The 24,285-nt window shown below is 46.6% G+C and carries 14 protein-coding genes, 3 tRNA genes and 1 rRNA gene; 12 read left to right on the top strand and 6 right to left on the bottom strand.

All coding sequences use genetic code 11. From position 1 onward, the window contains the following. Positions 1–179: 179 nt before the first annotated feature. From QFZ80_RS26245 to metK, 6 genes are all read left to right on the top strand, one after another. Positions 180–3,097: ribosomal RNA gene (locus tag QFZ80_RS26245) — 23S ribosomal RNA — on the top strand. Positions 3,098–3,199: 102 nt separating this feature from the next. Continuing rightward, positions 3,200–3,272: transfer RNA gene (locus QFZ80_RS26240), tRNA-His, on the top strand. A gap of 16 nt (positions 3,273–3,288) precedes the next feature. Then, positions 3,289–3,360: transfer RNA gene (locus tag QFZ80_RS26235), tRNA-Gln, on the top strand. A gap of 17 nt (positions 3,361–3,377) precedes the next feature. Beyond that, positions 3,378–3,459, top strand: a tRNA-Leu gene (locus QFZ80_RS26230). A 259-nt stretch (positions 3,460–3,718) separates the two neighbouring features. Next, positions 3,719–4,936: an S-methyl-5-thioribose kinase gene (gene mtnK / locus QFZ80_RS26225; protein ID WP_307561838.1), complete on the top strand. Its 1,218-nt coding sequence runs from the start codon at positions 3,719–3,721 to the stop codon at positions 4,934–4,936. Between the two features lie 30 nt (positions 4,937–4,966). Continuing rightward, positions 4,967–6,175: a methionine adenosyltransferase gene (gene metK, locus QFZ80_RS26220; RefSeq protein ID WP_373460164.1), complete on the top strand. Its 1,209-nt coding sequence runs from the start codon at positions 4,967–4,969 to the stop codon at positions 6,173–6,175. Positions 6,176–6,256: 81 nt separating this feature from the next. Here the strand turns inward: metK and speD are convergent, their stop codons facing one another. The 3 genes from speD to QFZ80_RS26205 all read right to left on the bottom strand — a co-directional run bounded on the left by speD (position 6,257) and on the right by QFZ80_RS26205 (position 8,861). Continuing rightward, positions 6,257–6,628 (bottom strand): adenosylmethionine decarboxylase, encoded by a 372-nt coding sequence (gene speD / locus QFZ80_RS26215; protein ID WP_307561836.1) that lies wholly within the window; start codon positions 6,626–6,628, stop codon positions 6,257–6,259. A 217-nt stretch (positions 6,629–6,845) separates the two neighbouring features. Then, entirely contained in the window at positions 6,846–8,156 is a 1,311-nt protein-coding gene (locus QFZ80_RS26210; RefSeq protein WP_307561834.1) for an aminotransferase class I/II-fold pyridoxal phosphate-dependent enzyme, read from the bottom strand. Positions 8,157–8,270: 114 nt separating this feature from the next. After that, a complete protein-coding gene (locus tag QFZ80_RS26205) occupies positions 8,271–8,861 on the bottom strand; it encodes a GNAT family N-acetyltransferase (RefSeq protein WP_307553122.1) in 591 nt (196 codons plus the stop codon). Positions 8,862–9,246: 385 nt separating this feature from the next. Here QFZ80_RS26205 and QFZ80_RS26200 point away from each other — a divergent pair, with 385 nt between their 5' ends. Together QFZ80_RS26200 and QFZ80_RS26195 are read left to right on the top strand one after the other, a co-directional pair. Then, on the top strand, positions 9,247–10,803 hold the full coding sequence (locus QFZ80_RS26200) for an aminotransferase-like domain-containing protein (RefSeq protein ID WP_307561832.1): 1,557 nt from the start codon (positions 9,247–9,249) through the stop codon (positions 10,801–10,803). Between the two features lie 84 nt (positions 10,804–10,887). After that, complete coding sequence (locus tag QFZ80_RS26195) at positions 10,888–12,327, top strand: NAD-dependent malic enzyme (RefSeq protein ID WP_307553124.1); 1,440 nt, start codon at positions 10,888–10,890, stop codon at positions 12,325–12,327. Positions 12,328–12,880: 553 nt separating this feature from the next. Here the strand turns inward: QFZ80_RS26195 and QFZ80_RS26190 are convergent. Beyond that, positions 12,881–14,140 (bottom strand): MFS transporter, encoded by a 1,260-nt coding sequence (locus tag QFZ80_RS26190; protein WP_307553125.1) that lies wholly within the window; start codon positions 14,138–14,140, stop codon positions 12,881–12,883. A 30-nt stretch (positions 14,141–14,170) separates the two neighbouring features. Beyond that, complete coding sequence (asd, locus tag QFZ80_RS26185; protein WP_307553126.1) at positions 14,171–14,959, bottom strand: archaetidylserine decarboxylase; 789 nt, start codon at positions 14,957–14,959, stop codon at positions 14,171–14,173. A 588-nt stretch (positions 14,960–15,547) separates the two neighbouring features. Between asd and QFZ80_RS26180 the strand changes: the two genes are divergently transcribed. After that, positions 15,548–15,844 carry a transposase gene (locus tag QFZ80_RS26180; protein ID WP_307553127.1) on the top strand — a complete coding sequence of 99 codons (297 nt, stop codon included), beginning with the start codon at positions 15,548–15,550 and terminating at the stop codon, positions 15,842–15,844. Positions 15,845–15,913: 69 nt separating this feature from the next. Next, positions 15,914–17,185, top strand: a complete 1,272-nt coding sequence (gene nagZ / locus QFZ80_RS26175; protein ID WP_307553128.1) for a beta-N-acetylhexosaminidase — start codon at positions 15,914–15,916, stop codon at positions 17,183–17,185. A 47-nt stretch (positions 17,186–17,232) separates the two neighbouring features. Here the strand turns inward: nagZ and QFZ80_RS26170 are convergent, their stop codons facing one another. Continuing rightward, complete coding sequence (locus QFZ80_RS26170) at positions 17,233–18,333, bottom strand: YheC/YheD family endospore coat-associated protein (RefSeq protein ID WP_307553129.1); 1,101 nt, start codon at positions 18,331–18,333, stop codon at positions 17,233–17,235. Positions 18,334–18,618: 285 nt separating this feature from the next. On the opposite strand from QFZ80_RS26170, the gene QFZ80_RS26165 reads away from it, so the two are divergent. Together QFZ80_RS26165 and QFZ80_RS26160 are read left to right on the top strand one after the other, a co-directional pair. Then, a complete protein-coding gene (locus QFZ80_RS26165) occupies positions 18,619–23,418 on the top strand; it encodes a WIAG-tail domain (protein ID WP_307553130.1) in 4,800 nt (1,599 codons plus the stop codon). 150 nt (positions 23,419–23,568) lie between these two features. After that, positions 23,569–24,285: a sugar phosphate nucleotidyltransferase gene (locus tag QFZ80_RS26160; RefSeq protein ID WP_307553131.1), complete on the top strand. Its 717-nt coding sequence runs from the start codon at positions 23,569–23,571 to the stop codon at positions 24,283–24,285.

The raw sequence follows: 24,285 nt of genomic DNA, 5'->3' as shown, positions 1-24,285 counted from the left end.
TGTTCAGTTTTGAAAGAGCAATCTTTCAAAAGCATTACAGTTGTTCCTTGAAAACTAGATAACGAAACAAAACGTAAAGTAAGAACTTAGGTTGCTTGATTCTAACGAATCTTGCAAAAATCTTTAAAGTTTTTTCAGCTTAGGAGAGACTTTAGCTAACGCTAAAGGTCCCTATAAATGGTTAAGCTAGAAAGAGCACACGGAGGATGCCTAGGCACTAGGAGCCGAAGAAGGACGTGGCGAACGACGAAATGCCTCGGGGAGCCGTAAGCAGGCTTTGATCCGGGGATGTCCGAATGGGGGAACCCAGCTGTGGTAATGCGCAGTTACTCTATTGTGAATACATAGCAATAGTAGAGGCATACCCAGGGAACTGAAACATCTAAGTACCTGGAGGAAAAGAAAACAAAAGTGATTCCGTCAGTAGCGGCGAGCGAAAGCGGAATAGCCCAAACCAAGGAGCTTGCTCCTTGGGGTTGTAGGACCTCGTTGTGGGGTTAGTTCGGTAGGCGAAGTGATCTGGAAAGGTCCGGCATAGAGGGTAAAAGCCCCGTAGCCAAAATCGAACGAAACCCCTAGAGGTATCCTGAGTACGGCGGGTCACGTGAAACCCCGTCGGAATCCGGCAGGACCATCTGCCAAGGCTAAATACTCCCTAGTGACCGATAGTGAAGCAGTACCGTGAGGGAAAGGTGAAAAGCACCGCGGAAGCGGAGTGAAAAAGAACCTGAAACCGTGTGCTTACAAGAAGTCAGAGCCCTCTATATGGGTGATGGCGTGCCTTTTGTAGAATGAACCGGCGAGTTACGTTCCCGTGCGAGGTTAAGCTGAAGAGGCGGAGCCGCAGCGAAAGCGAGTCTGAATAGGGCGCTTTAGTACGTGGACGTAGACCCGAAACCGTGTGATCTACCCCTGTCCAGGGTGAAGGTGAGGTAACACTCACTGGAGGCCCGAACCCACGCATGTTGAAAAATGCGGGGATGAGGTGGGGGTAGCGGAGAAATTCCAATCGAACTCGGAGATAGCTGGTTCTCCCCGAAATAGCTTTAGGGCTAGCCTCGGATGTTGAGTTGTGGAGGTAAAGCACTGATTGGGTGCGGGGCCCGCCAAGGGTTACTAAGTCCAGTCAAACTCTGAATGCCACAAACTTAAATCCGGGAGTCAGACAGTGAGTGCTAAGATCCATTGTCAAAAGGGAAACAGCCCAGACCATCAGCTAAGGTCCCCAAGTGTGTGTTAAGTGGGAAAGGATGTGGAGTTGCACAGACAACCAGGATGTTGGCTTAGAAGCAGCCACCATTGAAAGAGTGCGTAATAGCTCACTGGTCGAGTGACTCTGCGCCGAAAATGTAACGGGGCTAAACACGCCACCGAAGCTATGGCTTGCACTTTAGTGCATGGGTAGGGGAGCGTTGTATGTACGTAGAATTCTGACCGTAAGGACAGGTGGAGCGCATACAAGTGAGAATGCCGGTATAAGTAACGAAAAGATCAGTGAGAATCTGATCCGCCGAAAACCTAAGGGTTCCTGAGGAAGGCTCGTCCGCTCAGGGTAAGTCGGGACCTAAGGCGAGGCCGAAAGGCGTAGTCGATGGACAACAGGTGGAAATTCCTGTACCACCGTAGCCGTTATGAGCAATGGAGTGACGCAGAAGGATAGTGACGCGAGCTGATGGATGCTCGTCCAAGCAGTGAGGCTGATGTGTAGGCAAATCCGCACATCGTTAAGGCTGGGCTGTGATGGGGAGGGAAATTTAAGTACCGAAGGTCATGAGTTCACACTGCCAAGAAAAGCTTCTAGCCAGGCGAAGGTGCCCGTACCGCAAACCGACACAGGTGGGTGAGAAGAGAATTCTAAGGCGCGCGGAAGAACTCTCGTTAAGGAACTCGGCAAAATGACCCCGTAACTTCGGGAGAAGGGGTGCCTCGGTAGGGTGAATAGCCCGAGGGGGCCGCAGTGAAAAGGCCCAAGCGACTGTTTAGCAAAAACACAGGTCTGTGCGAAGCCGCAAGGCGAAGTATACGGGCTGACGCCTGCCCGGTGCTGGAAGGTTAAGAGGAGTGGTTAGGGCGCAAGCCCGAAGCTATGAATTGAAGCCCCAGTAAACGGCGGCCGTAACTATAACGGTCCTAAGGTAGCGAAATTCCTTGTCAGGTAAATTCTGACCCGCACGAATGGCGTAACGACTTGGGCGCTGTCTCAACGAGAGATCCGGTGAAATTTTAATACCTGTGAAGATGCAGGTTACCCGCGACAAGACGGAAAGACCCCATGGAGCTTTACTGCAGCTTGATATTGGACTTTGGTACGATCTGTACAGGATAGGTGGGAGCCTTTGAAGCCTGAGCGCCAGCTTGGGTGGAGGCATCGTTGGGATACCACCCTGATCGTATCGGAGTTCTAACCTGGTACCGTGATCCGGTATGGGGACAGTGTCAGGTGGGCAGTTTGACTGGGGCGGTCGCCTCCTAAAATGTAACGGAGGCGTTTAAAGGTTCCCTCAGAATGGTTGGAAATCATTCGCAGAGTGCAAAGGCATAAGGGAGCTTGACTGCGAGACCTACAAGTCGAGCAGGGACGAAAGTCGGACTTAGTGATCCGGTGGTACCGAATGGAAGGGCCATCGCTCAACGGATAAAAGCTACCCTGGGGATAACAGGCTTATCTCCCCCAAGAGTCCACATCGACGGGGAGGTTTGGCACCTCGATGTCGGCTCATCGCATCCTGGGGCTGAAGTAGGTCCCAAGGGTTGGGCTGTTCGCCCATTAAAGCGGTACGCGAGCTGGGTTCAGAACGTCGTGAGACAGTTCGGTCCCTATCTGTCGCGGGCGTAGGAAATTTGAGAGGAGCTGTCCTTAGTACGAGAGGACCGGGATGGACGTACCGCTGGTGTACCAGTTGTCTCGCCAGAGGCATCGCTGGGTAGCTATGTACGGAGGGGATAAGCGCTGAAAGCATCTAAGCGCGAAGCCCCCCTCAAGATGAGATTTCCCAGTATGTAAGACCCCTTGTAGACGACGAGGTTGATAGGTTCGAGGTGGAAGTGCAGCAATGCATGCAGCTGACGAATACTAATCGGTCGAGGGCTTAACCAAAAAGCTGACTAAGCAGCTAGCACCTACGTCTAACGTAGCCATGCACATGATTACTTTACGCAAGTTTCGTATCTAGTCTTCAGGGAATAAATCCCTACTGTGGCGATCGTGGCGAAGGGGTTAACGCACTGGTTTGTGGATCCAGCATTCGTGGGTTCAAGTCCCATCGGTCGCCCTTTTCCCTTCAATAATGGGGATTAGCCAAGCGGTAAGGCAACGGACTTTGACTCCGTCATGCCTAGGTTCAAATCCTAGATCCCCAGTTTTCTAATTTTCATAAGCGGTCGTGGTGGAACGGCAGACACACCATCTTGAGGGGGTGGCGCTCACAAGGCGTGAGGGTTCAAATCCCTCCGACCGCATCCCAATTTTAAGCAAGAAACCCTTACTAGTTAAGGGTTTTTTTGTGTTATTATGCTAGGTTCTCCAATTATCAATATAGCTAAATGAAGGTCCATTTTATTGCCAACATTTCGGTTCCACCGATAAATTCTCTTAGAGTGGCCTAAATATGTAGTCTGTTTTACTATTTTGGCTTTTTGCATACACCAAATTCTCTTTCTTCGATTATTAATAGAATAGTATTACTTTTCTACTGAGGAAGAAAGGAGGAATGATAGTATGCTTCAGTACCAAGCCCTTAATGAATACAGAGCATTGAATTACGCCCGAAAGTTAAGAAACATGTTTATGACAAATGCACAGCTGGTTTGCCAAGAGATTGGCGATGGAAATTTAAATCTCGTCTTTCGTATTACAGACAAAAGTTCAGGAAAAAGCATCATAATGAAGCAGGCGCTTCCGTATGCGCGGGTGGTTGGGGAATCTTGGCCATTGACCCTCGACCGGGCACGACTTGAAAGTCAGGCATTGATTGTTCAACATTCTATTTGCCCAGGTAGTGTGCCTAATGTCTATCATTATGATAGTACGATGGCATTAACTGTGATGGAAGATTTGTCGAACTATCTGAATATGCGTAAAGGATTGGTTACCCGTGAACGCTATCCTCATTTTGCATGTCATATGGGCACTTTTCTAGGACGGACTTTGTATTTGACGTCCGATTTTGCATTACCATCTCAAGTGAAAAAAGAAAAAGTGGTTCAGTTCTCAAATCCGGAAATGTGTAAGATATCCGAAAATCTCATTTTTACAGATCCTTATTACGCTTCAGAAACTAATCAATTTAATCCATTGATAGCAGATAAGGTGGTTGAAATATGGGAGAATAACCAACTGAAACTTGAGGTCGCAAAATTAAAGGAAGGTTTCCTTACTCATGCCCAGGCACTCATCCATGGGGACCTTCATACCGGCAGCATCATGGTAACGAAAGAGGATACTAAGGTGATTGATCCGGAATTTGCTTTTTATGGACCTATTGGATTTGATATCGGCGCTGTGATAGGAAATCTATTACTTAGCTTTGCCTCCCACGAAGGACACACTCCGGACTCGCAGGAACGAATGGATTATCAAGCGTATCTTCTTACGATGATTGAACAAATATGGTCATATTTTGAAAAAGAATTTAGGGATTTATGGGAAAAGGAATCTAAAGAAAGAATGGCGGTAATTCCGGGATACGTAGATCATTACTTACTCCAAATACTTGAGGATGCTGCGGGCTATGCGGGTTGTAAAATGATTCGTAGAATCATAGGTCTATCACATGTATGGGACATGGAAAGTATAAATGATCCTAGTTTGCGGGCAAAAGCTGAAAAGTTAGCGCTCTCAATCGGACAAGAATTGGTACTAGAAAGACGGCAAGTGCAAAGAATCAGCGACATTACATCCCGCGTTAGACAGATAGCAGGGTGGGGGGAGTTATAAAAGAGGATTATTAGTTGGGAGGTCATGTATATGACGATTAAAAAAAGAAACCATCTCTTTACTTCTGAATCGGTGACTGAAGGCCATCCTGATAAACTTTGTGACCAAATTTCTGATGGTATACTAGATGCAATATACGAGATAGACCCGTATGCACGCGTTGGTTGTGAATGTTGTGTGGGTCGGGGGTTTGTTCTTGTAACCGGCGAGATTACAGCGAATGCGGTTATTGATTATCAAAAAGTTGTTCGAAAAACACTTAGTAACATTGGATATACACGAGCTGAATTCGGTTTCGATGCCAATTCATGTGCAGTCTTAATCGCCATCAATGAACAATCTCCTGATATTGCAATGGGGGTCAACCAAGCCTTAGAAATCCGCGATGGCATATTGAATGAAGGAGATATGGAAGAAACGGGTGCCGGTGATCAAGGGTTGATTTTCGGATATGCTTGTAGTGAAACCAAGGAATTGATGCCAATGCCAATAGCTCTATCCCATAAACTGGCGTATCAATTGGCTCAAGTACGCAAGAATGGTACAGTACCTTATCTACGTCCTGACGGGAAGGTACAGGTCAGCGTAGAATATGAAGGCGATCGCCCCATCCGTATCGATACGATCGTAATCTCAGCTCAACATGATCCTGAAGTGTCCCTAGAGCAAATTAAAAAAGATATGTATGAATTTGTGATTTTGCCTGTCATTCCAACTGATTTGATAGATGAGAAAACAAAATATTTTATTAATCCAACGGGTCGATTTGTGATCGGTGGTCCAGAGGGAGATGCAGGATTAACGGGTCGTAAAATTATTGCCGATACTTATGGCGGCTATGCTCGTCATGGCGGAGGTGCATTTTCGGGTAAAGATCCCACCAAGGTTGACCGTTCAGCTGCTTATGCCGCGCGTTATGTAGCAAAAAACATTGTTGCGGCAGGTTTAGCTCAAAAGTGTGAAATTCAGATTGCTTATGCTATTGGAGTAGCACATCCTGTTAGTATAGCTATCGAAACATTTGGTACGGGAATCATTGAAGATGACAAGCTTATTCAGTTAGTTCGCAATCACTTTGATCTTCGTCCGGCAGGTATTATTAAGATGTTAAATCTACGTCGACCAATCTATCAGAGCACGGCAGCGTATGGACATTTTGGACGCACGGATGTTGAGTTTCCTTGGGAACAGACAGATAAAGCGGAATTGTTGCAAAAAGACGCGCAAAAGGGGCAATAGGGGCATTAGGGAATGATCAACAACCATTACGCATCTGACTTCGACACAAAAAGCCTCTTCATCCGAAAGAGGCTTTTTATATTAATCTAGGACATCTATTTCATTAGAACCTCGAATCAATGTTTTTGTATACATTTTCTTGGGTTTTATTATATCCACTAAATAATCGACTGCTATTTTAGGGTCTACTCTCGTTCCGCAGGTGTAACCATCTATTGCCGCAAAACCTTCCTCCGGATATGTGTGAATGGAAAGATGACTTTCAGATAGAAGAACAAGGATTGAACAGCCACTTGGATCGAATTTTTTATGGATTACTGACAACACGGTAGCACCACTCTTCTCAGCTGCATTCACCATAATTAGCCGTAAAAAATCAACATTATCTAGAAAACTGGAATCTACCCCCCAAACGTCAACAACCGTATGCCTGCCATATGTTGAGTATTGCAAATCTATCACCCCTTCAAATTTTCAACTTCATAATTATTCTATGATTAAAAATGAAGAGTGATCTAGTAGAGTGTCTAATTCAGTTGAAAAACCACGAAAAGGCTGTTCGAAAATGCCGAATTAAGAGGATTGTTTTCCTATTGTGATAGAACGAAAAGAGAAGAACAAAAAGAGCACTCTCTAACTTGAGGTTAGGAAGTGCTCTTTTTTGTTCACATTATTTGCTTGCAGAGACGGTTTCTATTTCTTTAACGCTTTGATATATAAGGTTGAATAGTTCCTCGAGGCTGCCTTCTTCAATACAGGAGAAAGCAACGCGGAGGTCAGTAGATCCGAGGGCGATCGTCCCTACACCATGCTGATTCAGCAAGTGTACACGTAAGGCTTCGGCATCAACAGTTTTGAGCTTCAAGCACATGAAGTAACCGGAATTGAAGGGGTAGTAGCCCCATGCATCATCGAACTTTCCACTGTCCAGTATGGACTTGGTGCGGTTAGCGCGGCCTTTCATGATCTCGTATTTCTCTTGTTTCTGTTGTGCAAACTCTGGAGAGTTAAGCGCATGAAGCACGAATGTTTGAGACGGATGAGGACCGCTGGAAATGGTCGCACGGATGATCCCCATTGTTTTCTGCTCCAAGGCGCTGAGAAGTGCTTCGCTTTGGCCTGCATACGTAATGAAGCCTACACGGAAGCCCCAGACGTATTCTTCTTTGGTGGCTCCGTCGATTTTGACAGCGAGCACACGCGGGTGGATGTCAGCCAATTGACCGAATAAGGACTCGTGCAGAGAACCCTCGAAGAAAAGACCGAAGTATGCGTCGTCCGTAAGTACGATGACGTTGATGCCTGCTTCAGCAGCATCTTTGATGGCAGCAGTAATTTCTTTCCCCTCTTCAGCCCCAGGTGTATAGCCTGTCGGGTTGTTCGGGAAATTCAAGACAACGATCGCTTTGCCTTTGGACTTTTGAGCAAAAAGAGCTTCACGAAGTCCAGCTGCATTAAATTTCTGCTGCTCGTTATATAACGGGTAATTCACGATTTGGGCGCCGCGGCGGATTTCGAAAGTGAGCTCGTAATTTTCCCAGTTTTTATCCGGTATAATTACTGCGTCGCCTACATCTGCGAAAAGGTCAGCGGCAATGCTAAGACCGTGGGTTAAGGCATTTGTAACAATCGGATTACCGATCAGTTTATTGCCAATCTCGGGATTTTCCTCGAGCATTTTTTTGCGCCACGCTGTACGAAGTTCAGGTTTACCTGCAGGTGGTGCGTATTCATATATATCTTTTGGTGCGTAGGTGGAGAGTGTGTCTTGAATGACCTTCAGATGCATAGGTTGACCATTTTCGATAGCAATACCGATAGTAGCATTGTATTTCTTGGCTTTGGCCTTTGCTTCAGCAGATTGGCTGAGAATGCCTTCTTTCGGGAAGTAAATCGATCTACCTAATGCAGAAAGCATGTCATGCACGTGAGAATTTTCACGTTCCAGGGTCTCGTTTAACTGTCGTGCCAGAGGATTCATAAGAGTGGGTCATTCCTTCCAATGAGCTATTCATTTTTTGCAGTTATTATACCACTTTAACAAGTGTACGTCACTGCGCGAAATAAATATTTTCGGATTATTTTCGAGATGGAATTACACACCAACTTTATTTAAAAAACCTTCTAATCGCTGTTTAACTTCGGGCCATTCGGTATCGAGGATGCTAAACATAACCGTGTCACGTATATAACCATCGTGAAGTATACGATGTTGACGGAGAATACCTTCTTTTTGGGCGCCTAATCGAGCAATAGCCGTTTGAGAGCGTTCGTTCCGTAGGTCCGTTTTTAGTTGGACACGGAGAAGGTTTAATGTTTCGAAACAGTGGTTCAGCAGTAAATATTTACATTCGGTATTAACGCGCGTGCGCCATACTTGGGAATTGTACCAGGTATGACCGATCTCTAGATTCCGATGTTGGGCTGAGATATCGAAGAGACGTGTGCTGCCTACGAAAGCATCGGTATGCTTGTCGTAGACGCTGTAAGGGATACCCAGTCCTGCCTTTTGTTCTTCAAGTGCTTGGTGAACAAACTTCTCCACATCTGCGGAACTAAGAAGCGGCGTCATATATGCCCATATGTTAGGGTCGGCTGCTGCTTCTAGTAGGCCGGTTATATGGGATTTTTGCATAGGTAGTAGGGCGACTCGATCTCCTTCTAAAATAAGAGGTTGTAGATTCATTTGGCATGTTCTCCTTGTCGTAAGGTCATATTTATGAGATTTTAGATAGCATAATAGAAAAGTGGATTAATAGAAAGATCCAATTTTGTTATATTTAGATGTACCAATTTTATGGTGATATCGTATTTCTTGCTGTGAGGGAACGTCGATGCGCTAATTGCTTTGTTTCCTCGAGTGGAGGCGATTACGCGGAACGTCGTTCCCTTTTGAGAGCGAAACAAGCATTTTGCAAGAAATAGCGCACCTAGGTTCCCCCTAAATCAATTCTGAGGGTAACTAACAAACGTAGGTTGCCTCATTTTTTGCAGAAGATTGTCCTAGATAATCATCGATTACTTCATTTGCAGGAAAACGAATTCTCACTATAATGATCGGAGGAGTAAGCATGGAGTTTCATTTACCCTACCATTCCTATCGAACGAGATATGCGAGTAAGTATGCCGCATTGTATCATGCTCTTCATGATGAAATACTTGCGAATAGACTGAAGTTACATACGAAGCTCCTGTCGAGCCGTGAACTGGCAGCTTTGTTTGGATTGTCTCGTGGAACCGTTAATCAGGTGTATGAGATGTTGATTGCTGAGGGCTACTTGCAGGCTGATATAGGAAGAGGGACTTTTGTTGTATATGCTAGCGGGCAGGAGAAGAAGGAGCACGTTAGCAGGAAGGAGATTCGACTGTCGGCTTGGGGGATGCGGGTTCGTGATGGGGATTGGGTAGGGCAGGGGCAAGTGCAGGGGCAGGGGCAAGTGCAAGAGCAAGAGCAAGGGCAAGTGCAAGTGCAGGGGCAATTGCAGGGACAGGGGCAAGTGCAAGTGCAGGGACAAGTGCAGAGACAAGGACAGGGGCGAAAGATTTCGTTTGCGGTGGGTCGACCGCAAATGAATGAGTTTCCGCGGGAGCTGTGGAACCGCGGGATGTACGAGCAGGTGCGGCGGATGACGGAGTCGCCGGAGGAGGAGGCTTACATCGCCGAGGGGCATTATGCGCTTCGCGAAGCGATCGCACAGCACCTGAGACGGATGCGGGGAATCGATGCGCCGCCTGAGCGCATCGTAATCGTCAACGGGTCGATGCAAGCGATAGCGCTGCTGACCCAGGTGCTCGTGAATGAAGGCGATCCAGTCATACTGGAGCGCCCGGGGTATCAAGGCGTCAGCCGCGCTGTGCTGGCGGCTGGCGGAGTCCCCGTCCACGCGGCGGTGGACGGGCAAGGGCTTGTGCCGCAGCCGTGGAACGCACGGCTGCTGTTCGTGACACCCAGCCGCCAGTTCCCTACGGGGGCGGTGCTGGGCTTAGAGCGCCGCCAGCAGCTTCTGCGCTGGGCGGCAGAGCAGGGCGCTGTCATCGTCGAAGACGATTATGACAGCGAGTTCAGGCACCGCGGGCGGCCGATTGAGCCGCTCAAGGTGCTAGACCAAGATGAGGGCCGAGTGGTTTACATCGGCACCTTCTCCAAAACGATGCTGCAGGAGCTGCGCATCGGGTACGTCGTGCTGCCGGAGGCGCTGCAGGGCGCTTTTGTAGCCGCGAAGCGGCTTTACGAGCCGCACCCTTCGGGGCTGCTCGAACAGCGATCGCTCGCCGCTTTCATGGTGAGCGGCGGCTATGAGCGTCACCTGCGCCGTATGCGGCGGGTGTACGCGAGCAAGTTCTTGCTCCTGCAAGAGCTGCTGCAGGAGGAGCTCTCCACCCTCTTCGAGTGGGTGGAGAGTGATAGCGGGCTGCATTTGTTCGGCTGGTGGCGGGGCGACCCCCGCAGCTATGCCTCCTATGCAGCCGTATGCCGTGAAGCTGGCGTCTCGTGGAGCGACGCAGCGACTTACGGCCTCCCCCCAGAGCGAGCTGGGGCAATCTTCGGTTTTGCACATCTAACCGAGGAGGAGATTCGCTGCGGTGTAGCTCTTTTAAGGCATGTTAATGATTGCCGCACACGATGAATATGATTTTTGGCAGGATTGACATTGTATGTTATGATCTAACATGATGGTCAATTAATTATCTTCTTAGGAGTGATCCTTATTATGGCGGGGTTAAATGGTGGAGGCACAAGCGTTATTGTGCGTTTGGAAATACATAAAGAATTGGTCACTTTTGGGAAAATTGCTACAGCTATAGGTGAAGCAGGCGGCGATATTGTCGCGATTGACGTAACACGAGCTAGTAAAACAACAACGACGCGCGATATTACGGTAAAAGTAAGCGACCCTGAACATACGGAATCCATTACTAAAGTATTGAAGGAGATTCCTGGCGTTCGGTTAATTAACGTTTCAGACCAAACGTTTCTCATGCATTTGGGTGGCAAGATCGAAGTTACTCCGAAAATGCCTATTAAAAATCGGGACGACCTATCCCGTGTATATACACCGGGGGTTGCTCGGGTTTGTATGGCAATTCATGAAGACCCAGCGAAAGCACACTCATTGACGATAAAACGGAATACGGTTGCTGTTGTGTCGGATGGCACAGCGGTCCTCGGTTTAGGAAATATTGGTCCGGAAGCGGCGATGCCGGTGATGGAAGGGAAGGCCATGCTGTTCAAGCAGATGGCAGGTGTAGATGCGTTCCCAATTTGTTTGGACACGCAAGATACCGAAGAAATTATTCGTACGGTAAAAGCGATTGCACCAGCATTCGGTGGTATTAATTTAGAAGATATTTCATCGCCGCGTTGTTTTGAAATTGAGGAAAGATTAATCAATGAACTAGATATTCCTGTGTTCCACGACGATCAGCATGGAACGGCAGTAGTTATTCTTGCAGGGCTTCTCAATGCTGTTAAGCTCGTGGGCAAGAATTTGGAAGATTGTAAAGTAGTTATCACGGGCATTGGAGCTGCGGGGATTGCCTGTACGAAGATGCTTTTAGCTGCCGGTGTTACAAATGTTATCGGTGTAGATCGACAAGGCGCAATCGTACGCGGAGAGAGCTATTCGAATTCAGCTTGGGAATGGTATGCAGCCAATACGAATCCATTTTTACAAAAAGGACTACTGTCTGATGTTATATCAGGTGCTGATATTTTCATTGGGTTATCCGGGCCGGGTGTACTTAAGGCTGATGATGTGAAGAGAATGGGTACTGATCCGATCGTGTTCGCGATGGCAAACCCAACTCCGGAAATTACGCCAGAAGAAGCTGAGCCTTATGTTCGTGTGATGGCAACCGGCCGGTCAGATTACCCGAATCAAATTAATAATGTTCTTTGCTTCCCGGGGATTTTCCGCGGTGTGCTGGACTGCCGCGCTTCGCGCATCACGCAAGAAATGAAGTTGGCTGCAGCCAAAGCTATTGCATCTGTAGTAAATGAAGATGAATTGAACGAATATTACATTATTCCAAGTGTGTTCAACACGGCTGTTGTTGAGAAGGTAAGAGAAGCGGTCATGGAAGCAGCTTATGAATCCGGTGTGGCCCGTCGCCGCAACCAGCGTGAGACACATGATGCACACCACGAATAAGTCGTTATAATTAGCAGTTCGGTGCACCTCGATGAGGTGATCCGAACTGTTTTTTCGTTCCTGCCAAGTTTTGGGGTAATCTGGAAGCTAGCTGAGTGATGCTCAAAACCACATATGATGCAGTTAGTGCATCAAAATTATTAATTAACGTCCTTTTTTTTGAATTACCTGCAAAATGTGCAGCTAATTTCGCTTTAACGTGTTCAAAAGGGCGTTTTCGGGTGAATTTGATGTAGGAAAAGCAGTTAATCGCTGATGAAAAAGCAGCTCATTAAAAATTAACTGCAGATTTCGCAGCAAATGTGTTTGAACAGTTCCTAAAGCCTGGCGGAGGAAGGAGGGGGATAAGGCTGAAGGAAGTGTTGGTATGTCACGACAGTAATGGGTTTGCAGGTTGCAAGGTAATGGCTTAGCAGTCAACAAGGTAGGGGGTTGTAGCAGCAAGATAATCAATATCATCAAGGGAATGCACGAAGCCACCCCAGTTTCTATATACGAAAAAAACCTTGTTTCAGCAGCTGATGCATTCAGCTAGCCTAACAAGGTCTTATTGCTAGTTAGTTTCTTCTGTCCATTGTTTTAACTTGCGATCCGAAGGGAGAAGGAATGTCAGGATGCCAAGGAGCGGTAGAAATGCACACATTTCCATAACACGCGCCGTGCCTATGGTGTCGCAGAGATTGCCAAGGACGACACTCCCGATGCCGCCCATTCCAAAAGCTAAGCCTGTAATTAAGCCAGATACGGTCCCGACTTTCCCAGGGAATAGCATTTGGGCATACACTACGGTAACAGAAAAGCTGGATAATAGAATGATTCCTATAATCACAAGTAAAATGTAAGCCCAAGTTATCGACACATGCGGCAACAGCAAAGCAAACGGGGCTGAACCAAGCATGGAAAAGAAAATGACATTACGCTTACCGAAGCGGTCTGCCAGCGGACCGCCAAAAAATGTTCCAACCGCTCCTGCCGCTAGGAACAAGAAGATAAAGTCCTGTGCGCGGTCGATTGACATGCCGTATGTATCTTGCAAGAAGAAGGCAAAGTAGCCGCTCATTGCTGCTCCATACCAAGAACGGACGAACACAAGAAAAATTAGTAGGCAAATCGCAAACATGACTTGCTTGCGCCGCTGTGGGTTAACGGTACGTTGTACGATGGTCTTCGCTTTAACCGGTGTGGCAAGCAGCACGGATTTATACCAGCGAGCAATATATAATTGCACAGCGATAGCTACTGCAGCTACGCCAGTGAACCATATGGAACCGAATAATCCAAGTGGAATGAAAATCCATTTGGTCATCATGGGGGCCAAAGATTGACCGGCGTTACCGCCAACTTGGAAAATGGACTGAGCTAGACCTTTGCGACTCCCCGCGGCCATGTGAGAGACACGAGATCCCTCTGGGTGGAAGGCGGCTGATCCAAGACCTACAAAGCAAACAGACAATAACACGACCCAATACGAATGTGCGAATGCGAGCAGCAGCATACCCGTAAGGGTGGAGGCCATGCCAATCGGCAGCATGTAGGGTGAAGGCTTGCGATCTGTGTATAAGCCGACAACCGGCTGCATAATGGAAGCCGTGAAGTTAATGGCGAACTGTACCCAACCAATCTGTGTATAGCTAAGTCCCATCTCGCTTTTTAGTATGGGAAAGATAGCTGGAATGACAGATTGAATCGAATCGTTGAGTAAATGGACAAGCCCAATTGCGAATAAAATACGATATACGGTAGGTTTGACGTCTCCGGTACTATTTAAGCTCTTGGAGCTTTGTTCGGGAGATGATGCTGTAATGGACGCCATGGTTCTCTCCTCTCCAGTGACAGATCCCCTTTATTTTTCTAGGAAACGGCCGAGGTCTTCTCCCATTTTCACTTTAGAACCGAGCTGCAGATCTGGGCGAGGCTCAAACATATCATCTTCAAAAAGGAGAACAACTGTTGAACCAAACTCGAAGTAAGCTAGTTCTTGACCTCGCTCAAGCGTTTTGGGAAGAGGCTTCACATATTGAATAGAACTTACGTTAAGGGCTCCAACTTTCACTACAGCAACTTCACCGGCATTGTGCTGGATAAAGGTAATTAACCGTTCGTTACGACTGAGTACTCTCTTCATATGACGAAGGCCAAACTCATTCACAGGATATACTTTCCCAAGCACATGCTCGCTCTCAAGCACATCACCTGAAATCGGCGAATGAATGCGGTGGTAGTCTGTAGGACTAAGATATAGAACAAAATAAAAGCCATTCTTATAGTTGACCGTACGAGGGGAACGATTAAGCAGCTCTTCTATCGTGTAGTCTTGACCTTTGACATTCACAATCAAGCCATCCTTGATGTCACCAATACCTGTAATGCTGGCATCAACAGGACTTACAACACGAGTTAGATCTTCGTGAATAGGGCGTAACCCTGGCTTTAATCTGCGTGTGAAGAAATCATTCAAAGATTTATAATCCTGTAAATGCTTCTCAGCATCTTCGATGCGTATTCCGTAGGTTTGGGCAAAGCGAGGAATGAAGATCCGGCTTGCTTTGGATCTGGCAAAAGCACCTGTCACTTGGGACACCCATTTGCGTGAAGACAGCTCCGTTAGCAATCGAAAAAATGGTTTAGACATAGATTAAAAAACTCCTGTTCATTCGTGTTTAGGGGAAGCAGTGATCACGGATCAAAGATCCCTTCATGCGGAGAGACTTTGATTAAGATCAAAGATCCCTATATATGGTTCTTCGCTAATCTTGCCACAGAAAGGTAAAAGAATCAATTGTCGAATGAGGAAGGAATGCAAGGTATGCGCAAGAAAAAAACAGCCTAATGGCTGTTTGAGGTGGAATATGCTAGCTTTGCTTATAATCCCCGCAGGTATAGCAAGTAGCGAGGTTAACGGAGATGGGAACAGAGGAGCCGGCGAACTTGATACATTGGACAGGGGTTCGAGATGAATGATCAGAAATACTCGTACAGGACTTGCAGCTTGCGATTAGCTCAAAGGAAGCATCTAAGGGCAGCGAATACTGTAAGACGCTATTCTTCTTCATTAATAGACCTCTTTTCCTTGTGATGGATGCGACCCCGGATCCTAGCAGGAGAAGCCTTTATGTAAACGCTTTATTTTCCATATAATCATATCACAAAATGGATCCATATGCCTTTGGTATTTCCGGAAAGGAAACCGTCAATGCTGTTGATGAGGTGAAATCACACAATGTCCATAATAATCGTGGTACTTAGTATTCTAATTCCAATTAGTATGCTAATAAGTGCTTGGCTGTTCACAATGTGCCGAATTATATATCATATGCTGGCAGTGGGGTGTGCCTATGTGTTTGGTATTATCAGCGTGCTCGCTATATATGAGATTTTAAGAGATGAGACGGTATTTATGACGAATATTCACGGCATTTTTCAGAATGTGTTATTCCTGTTAAGCGGAGCTTTCTTGGGGTGTTATGGAATCTATACGTTACTGAGATGGACGCTGAAGGAGCTTAGGAGCGAATAATCGGTCTTGCAACAATTTTAGGTAGAACATCGTTAAGAAGTTTAGGTCCAAAAGGGAAGGTAGATGAAGATGAAACGAGATATACCTTTGTTGATCAGAGGCGCGGTGCTCGCAGCTGCGTTTTCACTGCTCTTAACTGGCTGTTCGTCGTCCCGCCCGGGAGACAATCCATCTTCCTCAGCACCCGCCGCGACACCGCCGAGAGTGGAAGCTACACCGACACCGACATCAACGCCAACGCCAGTCGCAACAAGCGGTGTTGTGGCGATGACGCTGGAAGAAAAGTTAGGACAAATGATTATAGCGGGAATCGATGAGTACAGTATGAATGTACATGCACGCGAGCTGATAGAAACTTATCACGTTGGCGGGATTATATTATACAAGCCTAATGTGAAAAATACGACTCAGCTGGTAGGGCTAGTTAATGAATTGAAACAGACGAATACCGTGAATAAGCTTCCGCTTTGGTTGGGTGTAGATGAAGAAGGCGGCAGAGTGACACGGTTGCCGGATGAGATTATGAAAACACCGACCAGCAAAGACATCGGTAAAACGGGTCGTCCTGTGCTCGCTTATAATATCGGCCAACTACTTGGGAAAGAACTAAATGCCTATGGCTTAAATATGGATTTCGCACCCGATCTGGATGTCAATAGTAACCCTAACAATCCGGTCATTGGTGATCGTTCATTCGGATCTAATGCTTCTATTGTGAGCAGCTTTGGTGTTCAAATGATGAAAGGACTACAGAATCAGCAGGTTGTCCCTGTTGTAAAGCATTTTCCAGGGCATGGTGATACTTCGGTAGATTCGCATGTGGGACTGCCGATCGTCCAAAATGACCTCGCCCGCTTGCGTAAGCTTGAGCTGGTTCCGTTCGCAGAAGCTTTCAAGCATCAGGCTGATGCGGTCATGGTCGCTCATATTCTGCTGCCTAAAGTGGATGCTCAGAATCCTGCTTCGATGTCGAGAAAGATTATGACAGATCTTTTGCGTAAGGAAATGGGGTTTGAGGGACTCATCATGACAGATGATATGACGATGGGGGCCATCATCAAGAATTATGATCTGGGTGAGGCAGCCGTGAAGTCTGTTCTTGCGGGGACGAATATCGTTATGGTCGGACATGAGTATGAGAAGGTCGTCACGGTCATAGACGCACTGCGAAAAGCCGTTCAATCGGGGCGAATACCGATGGAAACAATCAATCAAAGTGTTCATCAAGTTACGAAGGTGAAGCAGAAATATCAACTGCATGATCGTCCGATTAAAGTTCCAGATACGAAAAAACTGAACGCTGAGGTTCAGAGCGTACTAGGGACAATAGCAAACAAATAACACCGTTCCTGCGGATACATTCGCAGCACGGTGTTTTTTTTGCGCGATTAAAGTGGGGGGACGCCGCCATCTAACAAGAATTTTGCGTAGGCGATAGGATTAAAATAAGTAGCTTTCCATACCTCCTGCATGTTGGCTTCAAGGAAGCTGTAGCGTTGATCTTTCCCATTACATTCAATAAATAATGGAAATCCGTCGCATGTGATCCCTACATCGAGCCCGATATCAGCTAGGTAGGGCAGTTCTGTACTGAGATGCCGAGCGACACGCAGGGAGAAGTCGGAAATTTGGTGTAATACTTCCTCTTGATTAAGGTGAGGGTATTCGGTAGATAGAATATCGGGTAAAGTTCGCACTTCTCCACCCTGCGCTACATTGGTGAGAAAGAGTTCGCGTGATGCGACTTTCGCAACTATACCGGTTATTCCCCATTCGCCAGATGCCCCGCGCTGAGCAGAGATGCGAAGATCGAATGGTCGGCCATCAAATGTAGCCAGAGGCAGGCGCTGCTGAATCATGTAGGTGTGGCTTTGGATTTTGCGTCGTAAGGTCAAAGGAAGGTAATGACGGAAGCTTACTGTCCGCCAGATTCGGTTACTGATCTTCATACTTGCCGGGTAAATGAGCTTCCAGCTCCTAACATGGCGATCCATTTTCATCACACCACGACCGATGCTAGAATTGGTTGGTTTAATAATGAGAGAATCGTAGGCTGACATCATGATTTTCATATTTTTCAAGGTAGCCGGATAAGTCCCTGGCAGATGGGGGCGAATGCTAGCATTTTTCAGCAAAAGATCGTGAATTCTCAGTTTGCTATAGCGGTTCCATCTATTAAATAAGATTACGCCTCGTTTTGTCCATTCCTCCAGTTTCTGATAAGAAGCATGGTCCAAATAAATCGCTCGATTGTGGATAACCTTGGGAAGATCCAACCATTTTAGCTCAAAGCAAGGACCTTCTTGTACATAAGCGTGTACCTTCATTTTATCGATTTGGACATCCTGGAGGCGGAAATAACAAGGAGTTACACCGTATTGCTTGCCAGCTTCATCATAATATTGAGTAGCTTCATACTGTGTGTTCCCTAGGGGAATGCCTGCGTGTAAGGAATCGTTGACTAAAATACCCACATAGGGATTCGCCATCTACTTCACTCCTTCTCCTTCAGAGGGCTTGGGTGTTGTGCAATTGTGACTCCTTCTCAGTTTATGGAAAAGCAGGGTTGCTTGTTTGTACGGATGCTGATACTTTCCAAGTAGAAATGGAACGAATGCCCAAGCTTTGCCTTTTAATCCGCATATGTATAGAGAGTAGTTAGTGGATTTGACCATTTATCTAGGTTAGCGCACATTTTTTCGGGCTAGCGTACCTATCGGGTGGAGACTGAATATGTTACAAGTGACTAATTCTTGGAGAATGGAGAGGAGTCTATGAGTAAGCGTAAGAGCAGCAGAGTAAGACCTTATGTGCAAAAAGTGAACTCCAGCAGGGTGAACGAACTGGATTGGATAGATGAAATTGAACCAGCATCAGCTCCAGTCAAGCAAGAGAAAGCCGAGAAAGCCGAGAAAGTCGAGAAAGCTGAGAAAACGGAGCCCGTTCAGAAAACGGAAACGAGTGATCCGCATCCGCCAGCCAAAGGGAATGTGAAATCTCCAGTAGAAACGACCAAAATTAGCAAGCAATCCAATCTAATGAAGGTTTCCACTACTTCCACCGCTCCCCCACCACCGCTGCTATTGCTCTCTGAAAGGAAAACGGGGAAATTTGTAAACCCTGTCGTCTATACAGATGATATTGTCGAAGAAGCGATTACTTGGGAGAAAATTGCAAATCGCTCTGTCGATGAGAGCAAAATTAAACCACTCAGTATCGGCACGAAAGCTCTGAAGGATTTTGCAATCGAGCATTCGAAGCTTGCTCCGGGAAGTGTAACAAGAGATAAGATTGCTAATCAAGCGATCAACGATGAACATATTGCTCCACATAGTATCTTGGGTGATAAAATTCAGGATCAATCCATTCCGGGCAGTAAAATGATGGACAATAGTATCACAGCGGATAAACTGGCCGACCAAACCATTGATTCCTTAAAAATTGCTCACGGTTCCATTCTTCCCCAACATTTATCTGAACTGATCATTACGAGCGAACTCATTGATAATCAAGCTATAACGGGAGAGAAAATTCATAGTGGCGCCGTGCAAGCCAAGCATTTGTCCAATTATATTATTGATACCGCCAAGCTGACGGATGCTTCCGTCACAACGGATAAGTTAAGAGATCAGGCAGTGACCGAAGAGAAAATCGCCAATGCGAGCATTACCTCTGTTCATTTTCAACCACAAAGTATTTATGGAGAACACTTGGCTAATGGCAGTGTTCAGAGTCATAACATTGCTCCGCGACAAATTGAAGCAACGCATATTGCTGATCTTGCTATTGAGAACTGTCATTTGCAAAATGAGTCAATCACAACAGAGAAGCTGGCGTGGGAATCTGTTAATCACGATCAACTTGCGGATATGGCTGTATCGAGCGGGAAGATTGCTCCACTAGCGATTGAGACGAAACATTTGCAGGAATCCTCCATTTATGGTGAACATATTACCGATGAAGCAATCACCAGCCGTCATATCACAGCAAGCTCGATTCATGCGGAGCATATTGCGAATGGCGCAATTTATTCGACGCTCATACTAGACGGTGCGATTACATCCGATAAATTGGCTAACCATATCATTGAAGGACGGCACATTAACCCGAAAGCCATTGATAGTGATCATTTAACGGACAATGCGATTTCTAGTGCTAAGCTTCAAGATGAATCGGTTACATCTGCTAAATTGGGAGAAAGCATTATAGAAGAACGGCATATTCGGCAGCATGCTGTTCAGAATTGGCATCTTGCCGATAACATCATCTCCAGTGCTAAACTCCAAGATGAATCAATTACATCGGCTAAATTGGGGGAAAGCATTGTTGAGGGAAGGCATATTGATCAGCAAGCCATTCAGAGTGAGCATCTGGGGAATAACATTATCTCCAGTTCCAAATTGGAATCGGGATCTGTCACAACGGAGAAGCTGGCTAATGAGAGTGTAGATTCGTCTAAACTGAAGGATAAGAGTGTCACTTCACAGAAAATTGCGCTGAGCACGATTCATGGGGTTCATTTGCAGGAAGAAATCATTGGTAGTGAGCATTTAGTGAGCGGAGCCGTATCAGGAACCCACATACAATTGAATTCGATTGGCGCGGAGCATCTAAAAGATGGCGTTATTTCCGGTGATAAGCTTGGGCAGGGTGTCATACGTTCCGAACATGTAACAGAGCGGGCAATCGGTCAGGAACAAATCAATGAATTAGCTATTCATCGTAAACATATCGCTGACGAAGCGATTACGACACGACATGTACAGGAACAGACGATTACAACAAGTAAAATCGCTGAAGAAGCTGTAACGAGTAGTAAAATCGCATCTATGTCCATTGAAATTCGGCACCTTCAGGAAAATATTATCGACGGTTTCCATATTAAGACCGGAGCGATTACTTCTGAGCATTTGGCTCAGGGATCTATCACACTTGGCATATTCGCAGATCGAAGTCTGGAAGGCAGCAAGCTTATTGAAAAGTCAATAACGACGGAGACGCTGGCTCAAGACGCTGTCACGGAAGAGAAGTTGGCAAGCGGATCCGTAGGAACTCAGCATTTACAGGCTGGATCGGTTTCTGCTTGGATTATTCAAAACCAGGCGGTTACGAGTGATAAATTAGGTGAGAGTGCCGTAACAGAGTCTAAGCTAGCTGATAACAGTGTGACCGGACGTAAAATTTCCAGTAAAGCGGTCAGCAGTGAACACATCGCCGATGGTGCGGTAACTGCAGCAAAGCTTGCTAATGAAAGCATCCATGGAAGTAAACTGGTTACCGGTGCTTTAAATGCGCGGCATCTAGCTGATGGATCCATTATTGGTTCCAAATTGGCTGCACGAACAATAAATAATGAGCACCTTGCCGATGGGGCTGTGAACGGTGTGAAGTTGGCTAAGGAAAGCGTGGATGGAACCAAATTAATGCCAGGTGTTATAACACATGAACATTTGGCTGCGAGCAGCGTTATTGGAGCGAAGCTGGCGTTGGGAGCGGTCAGCGGCGAACATCTAGCATCCAGCTCTGTTGATAGTGAAAAGCTTGCCGCTAATTCGGTGGACGGCAGCAAGTTGACACTTGGTGCTGTGAGTAATTACCATCTTGCTGATAGTTCGGTATATGGAGCAAAGTTGGCAACGGGAAGTGTGGATGGAAGCAAGCTGACTGCAGGTGCAGTGAGCAATGAGCATCTTTCCGACCATGTTGTGGATGTTACCAAGTTGGCTCCAGGCAGTGTCGATAGCAGTAAAGTGTTGGCTGGTGCGATCAACCGTGAACATCTCGCTGACCATATGGTGGATGGTTCGAAGTTGGCATTCGGAGTAGTAGGTCGGGAACACTTGGTGACAGGAGCTGTAGATGGAACGAAACTGATGGACGGCAGCGTGGATAGCAGCAAGCTAAGCCTAGGTGCTGTAGGAAGCGAACACCTCATTGACGGTGCAGTGAACGGAGCAAAACTAGCGAAGAGCAGTGTGGACAGCAGCAAGCTGGTGTCTGGTGCTGTGAATAGTGATCATATCGCGCCAGGGGCAGTAAACGGTACGAAGCTTTCAATTAGCAGTGTGGATGGCAGCAAAATTGCTGAAGGTGCAATTAGCAGCGAGCATCTGGCAGCAGGAATTGTGACCAGCGTAAAGTTGGCATCAGGCAGTATAGATGGGAGCAAGCTAGTTGCTGGAGCTATAAGCAGTTATCATCTTGCTGACGGTGCAGTGGATAATATGAAGCTGGCATGGGGGAGTGTCGATGGCAGTAAGCTGACCCCGAACTCGATAGGCAATGGGCACCTCGTCGACGGCGCAGTTGACGGAAGCAAGCTGGCTGCAAGTAGTGTAGACGGAAGCAAGCTGGCCGCAGGCGCAGTCAGTGGCGATCATCTTGCAGATGGCGCCTTGTACGGCGCGAAGCTAGCCGCAGGCAGCATTGATGGAAGTAAGCTTGCGTCCGGCATCATTAGTAACTATCACTTGACCATTGGCAGTGTGGATGGAAGAAAGCTGATGGAAGGATCGGTGAACAGCACTCATATTATGGAGGGTGCTGTTGATGGATCGAAATTAGCCGCAGGCAGTGTGGACGGTAATAAACTGGCCGTTTGCTCGGTGAGCGAAGAGCATCTTGTCGATGGAGCAGTATCAGGCTCGAAGCTTGCTGCAGGTAGTGTAGATGGTAGCAAGCTAGCCGTGGGCACTGTGACCGGTGAACATCTGGCAGAAGGCATAGTGGATAGCAGCAAGCTGCTGAGTGGAGCCATAACCGAACGCCACGTGGCAGATGGTACCATCACGACGTCAAAGCTGGCAAAAGGCAGTATAGACGGCACCAAGTTAGCAAACGGATCTATAGTTAGCAATCACTTGGAAGACGGCTCGATTACAACATCTAAGCTGGCAGCAGGAAGTGTGGACGGTAGTAAGCTGCTGGATGGTTCCATCATTGCTAAGCATATCGCCGATAGCACCATCACGACGTCAAAACTAGCGGAAGCTAGTGTAGACAGCAGTAAGCTGGCGACTGGATCTGTGACAGGTGATCACATAGCAGATGGCAGCGTAGAAAGCAGCAAGTTGGGGTATGGGGCGGTGACTAGCTCCCATATTGCAGATGGCTCGATTACAAGCGAGAAACTTGCTGAAAGTAGTGTGGATGGAAGCAAACTAGCTAGTAGATCGGTGACTGTTCAACACATCGCAGACGGCTCGATTACAAGCGAAAAACTGGCAGCAGACATTATCGAATCTAGGCATATTGCTCCAGGTGCGATTCAAGCAGAGAACCTGTCTTTCAAAACGATGCACGTACCAGCAGCAAAGCCTGCATCCCTGCAGCAGTTCGGTCTCATTCCATTTCAATTCAAAGGACAGGATGAACTCGTGGAAGTGTTAGTCACTTTTGATGAACCTTTTGCTGATGAACATTATGTCATTACGGCGATATCCAATCACCCTGCTTGTTACATTGTTGCGAAACAAAAATTAAAAGATACAGCGGTAGTTTCCGTCGTTCGAGCCAAATTTTCACCTGACTTGCAAGGCATTGTGAACTGGATTGCTATTGGCTCCAAAGCATAATCCTGCCACCCTATGGTGGCTTTTTTTTATTCTATAGCTGTTATTTCACGAATTTTGGGTATTGGTACAGACCACGAAAGGTAAATTTACATATATCTATGAGTAGGTGTTTCTACTAAGCATCAATTCAGATGAAAGGAACATGACCTCATGAAAGGTGTCATTTTGGCAGGAGGTACGGGAACGCGTTTATGGCCATTAACAAAATTGGTCAATAAGCATCTGTTGCCCGTTGGCAAGCATCCTATGATACATTATTCCATTCGGAAAATGAAGGAAGCCGGTATTCATGACATCCTACTCGTCATTGGGAAGCAGTCCGCGGGTATGTACGTGAATTTCTTAGGTGGCGGAGAGGATTGGGGTGTCAATCTTACTTATAAAATACAAGAGAAAGCAGGAGGGATAGCGGAAGCTCTATTTCTCGCTAACGGTTTCATACAACCGAAGGATAAATTTGTAGTCATACTAGGAGACAATTTGTTTGAGGATCCTTTGACGGATTATGTTCAGGCATATGAAGCTCAAGAACGTGGGGCCATGCTGCTTCTGAAGGAAGTCGAAGACTCCCGGAGATATGGTGTTCCCCATATCAAGGGAAGTCGTATCGTCTCCATCGAGGAAAAGCCGAAGCATCCACAATCTAATTTTTGTGTTACAGGCATTTATATGTATGACTTTGGCGTATTTCAAATTATTCAAACGATAAAGCCATCAGTCAGGGGTGAGCTGGAGATTACAGATGTAAACAATTGTTATGCGGAAGAAGGCACACTCACATACAACATCTTAGAAGGTTGGTGGACGGATGCCGGAACCATTCAATCTTTGCATGACGCCGGCTCAAAGCTAATGGAAGGAGAATAG

This window comes from Paenibacillus sp. V4I7 (genome assembly GCF_030817275.1).
Classification (GTDB): Bacteria; Bacillota; Bacilli; order Paenibacillales; family NBRC-103111; genus Paenibacillus_E.
The sequence above is the reverse complement of the archived record's forward strand: the minus strand, read 5'-3'. Positions and strand labels throughout refer to the sequence as shown.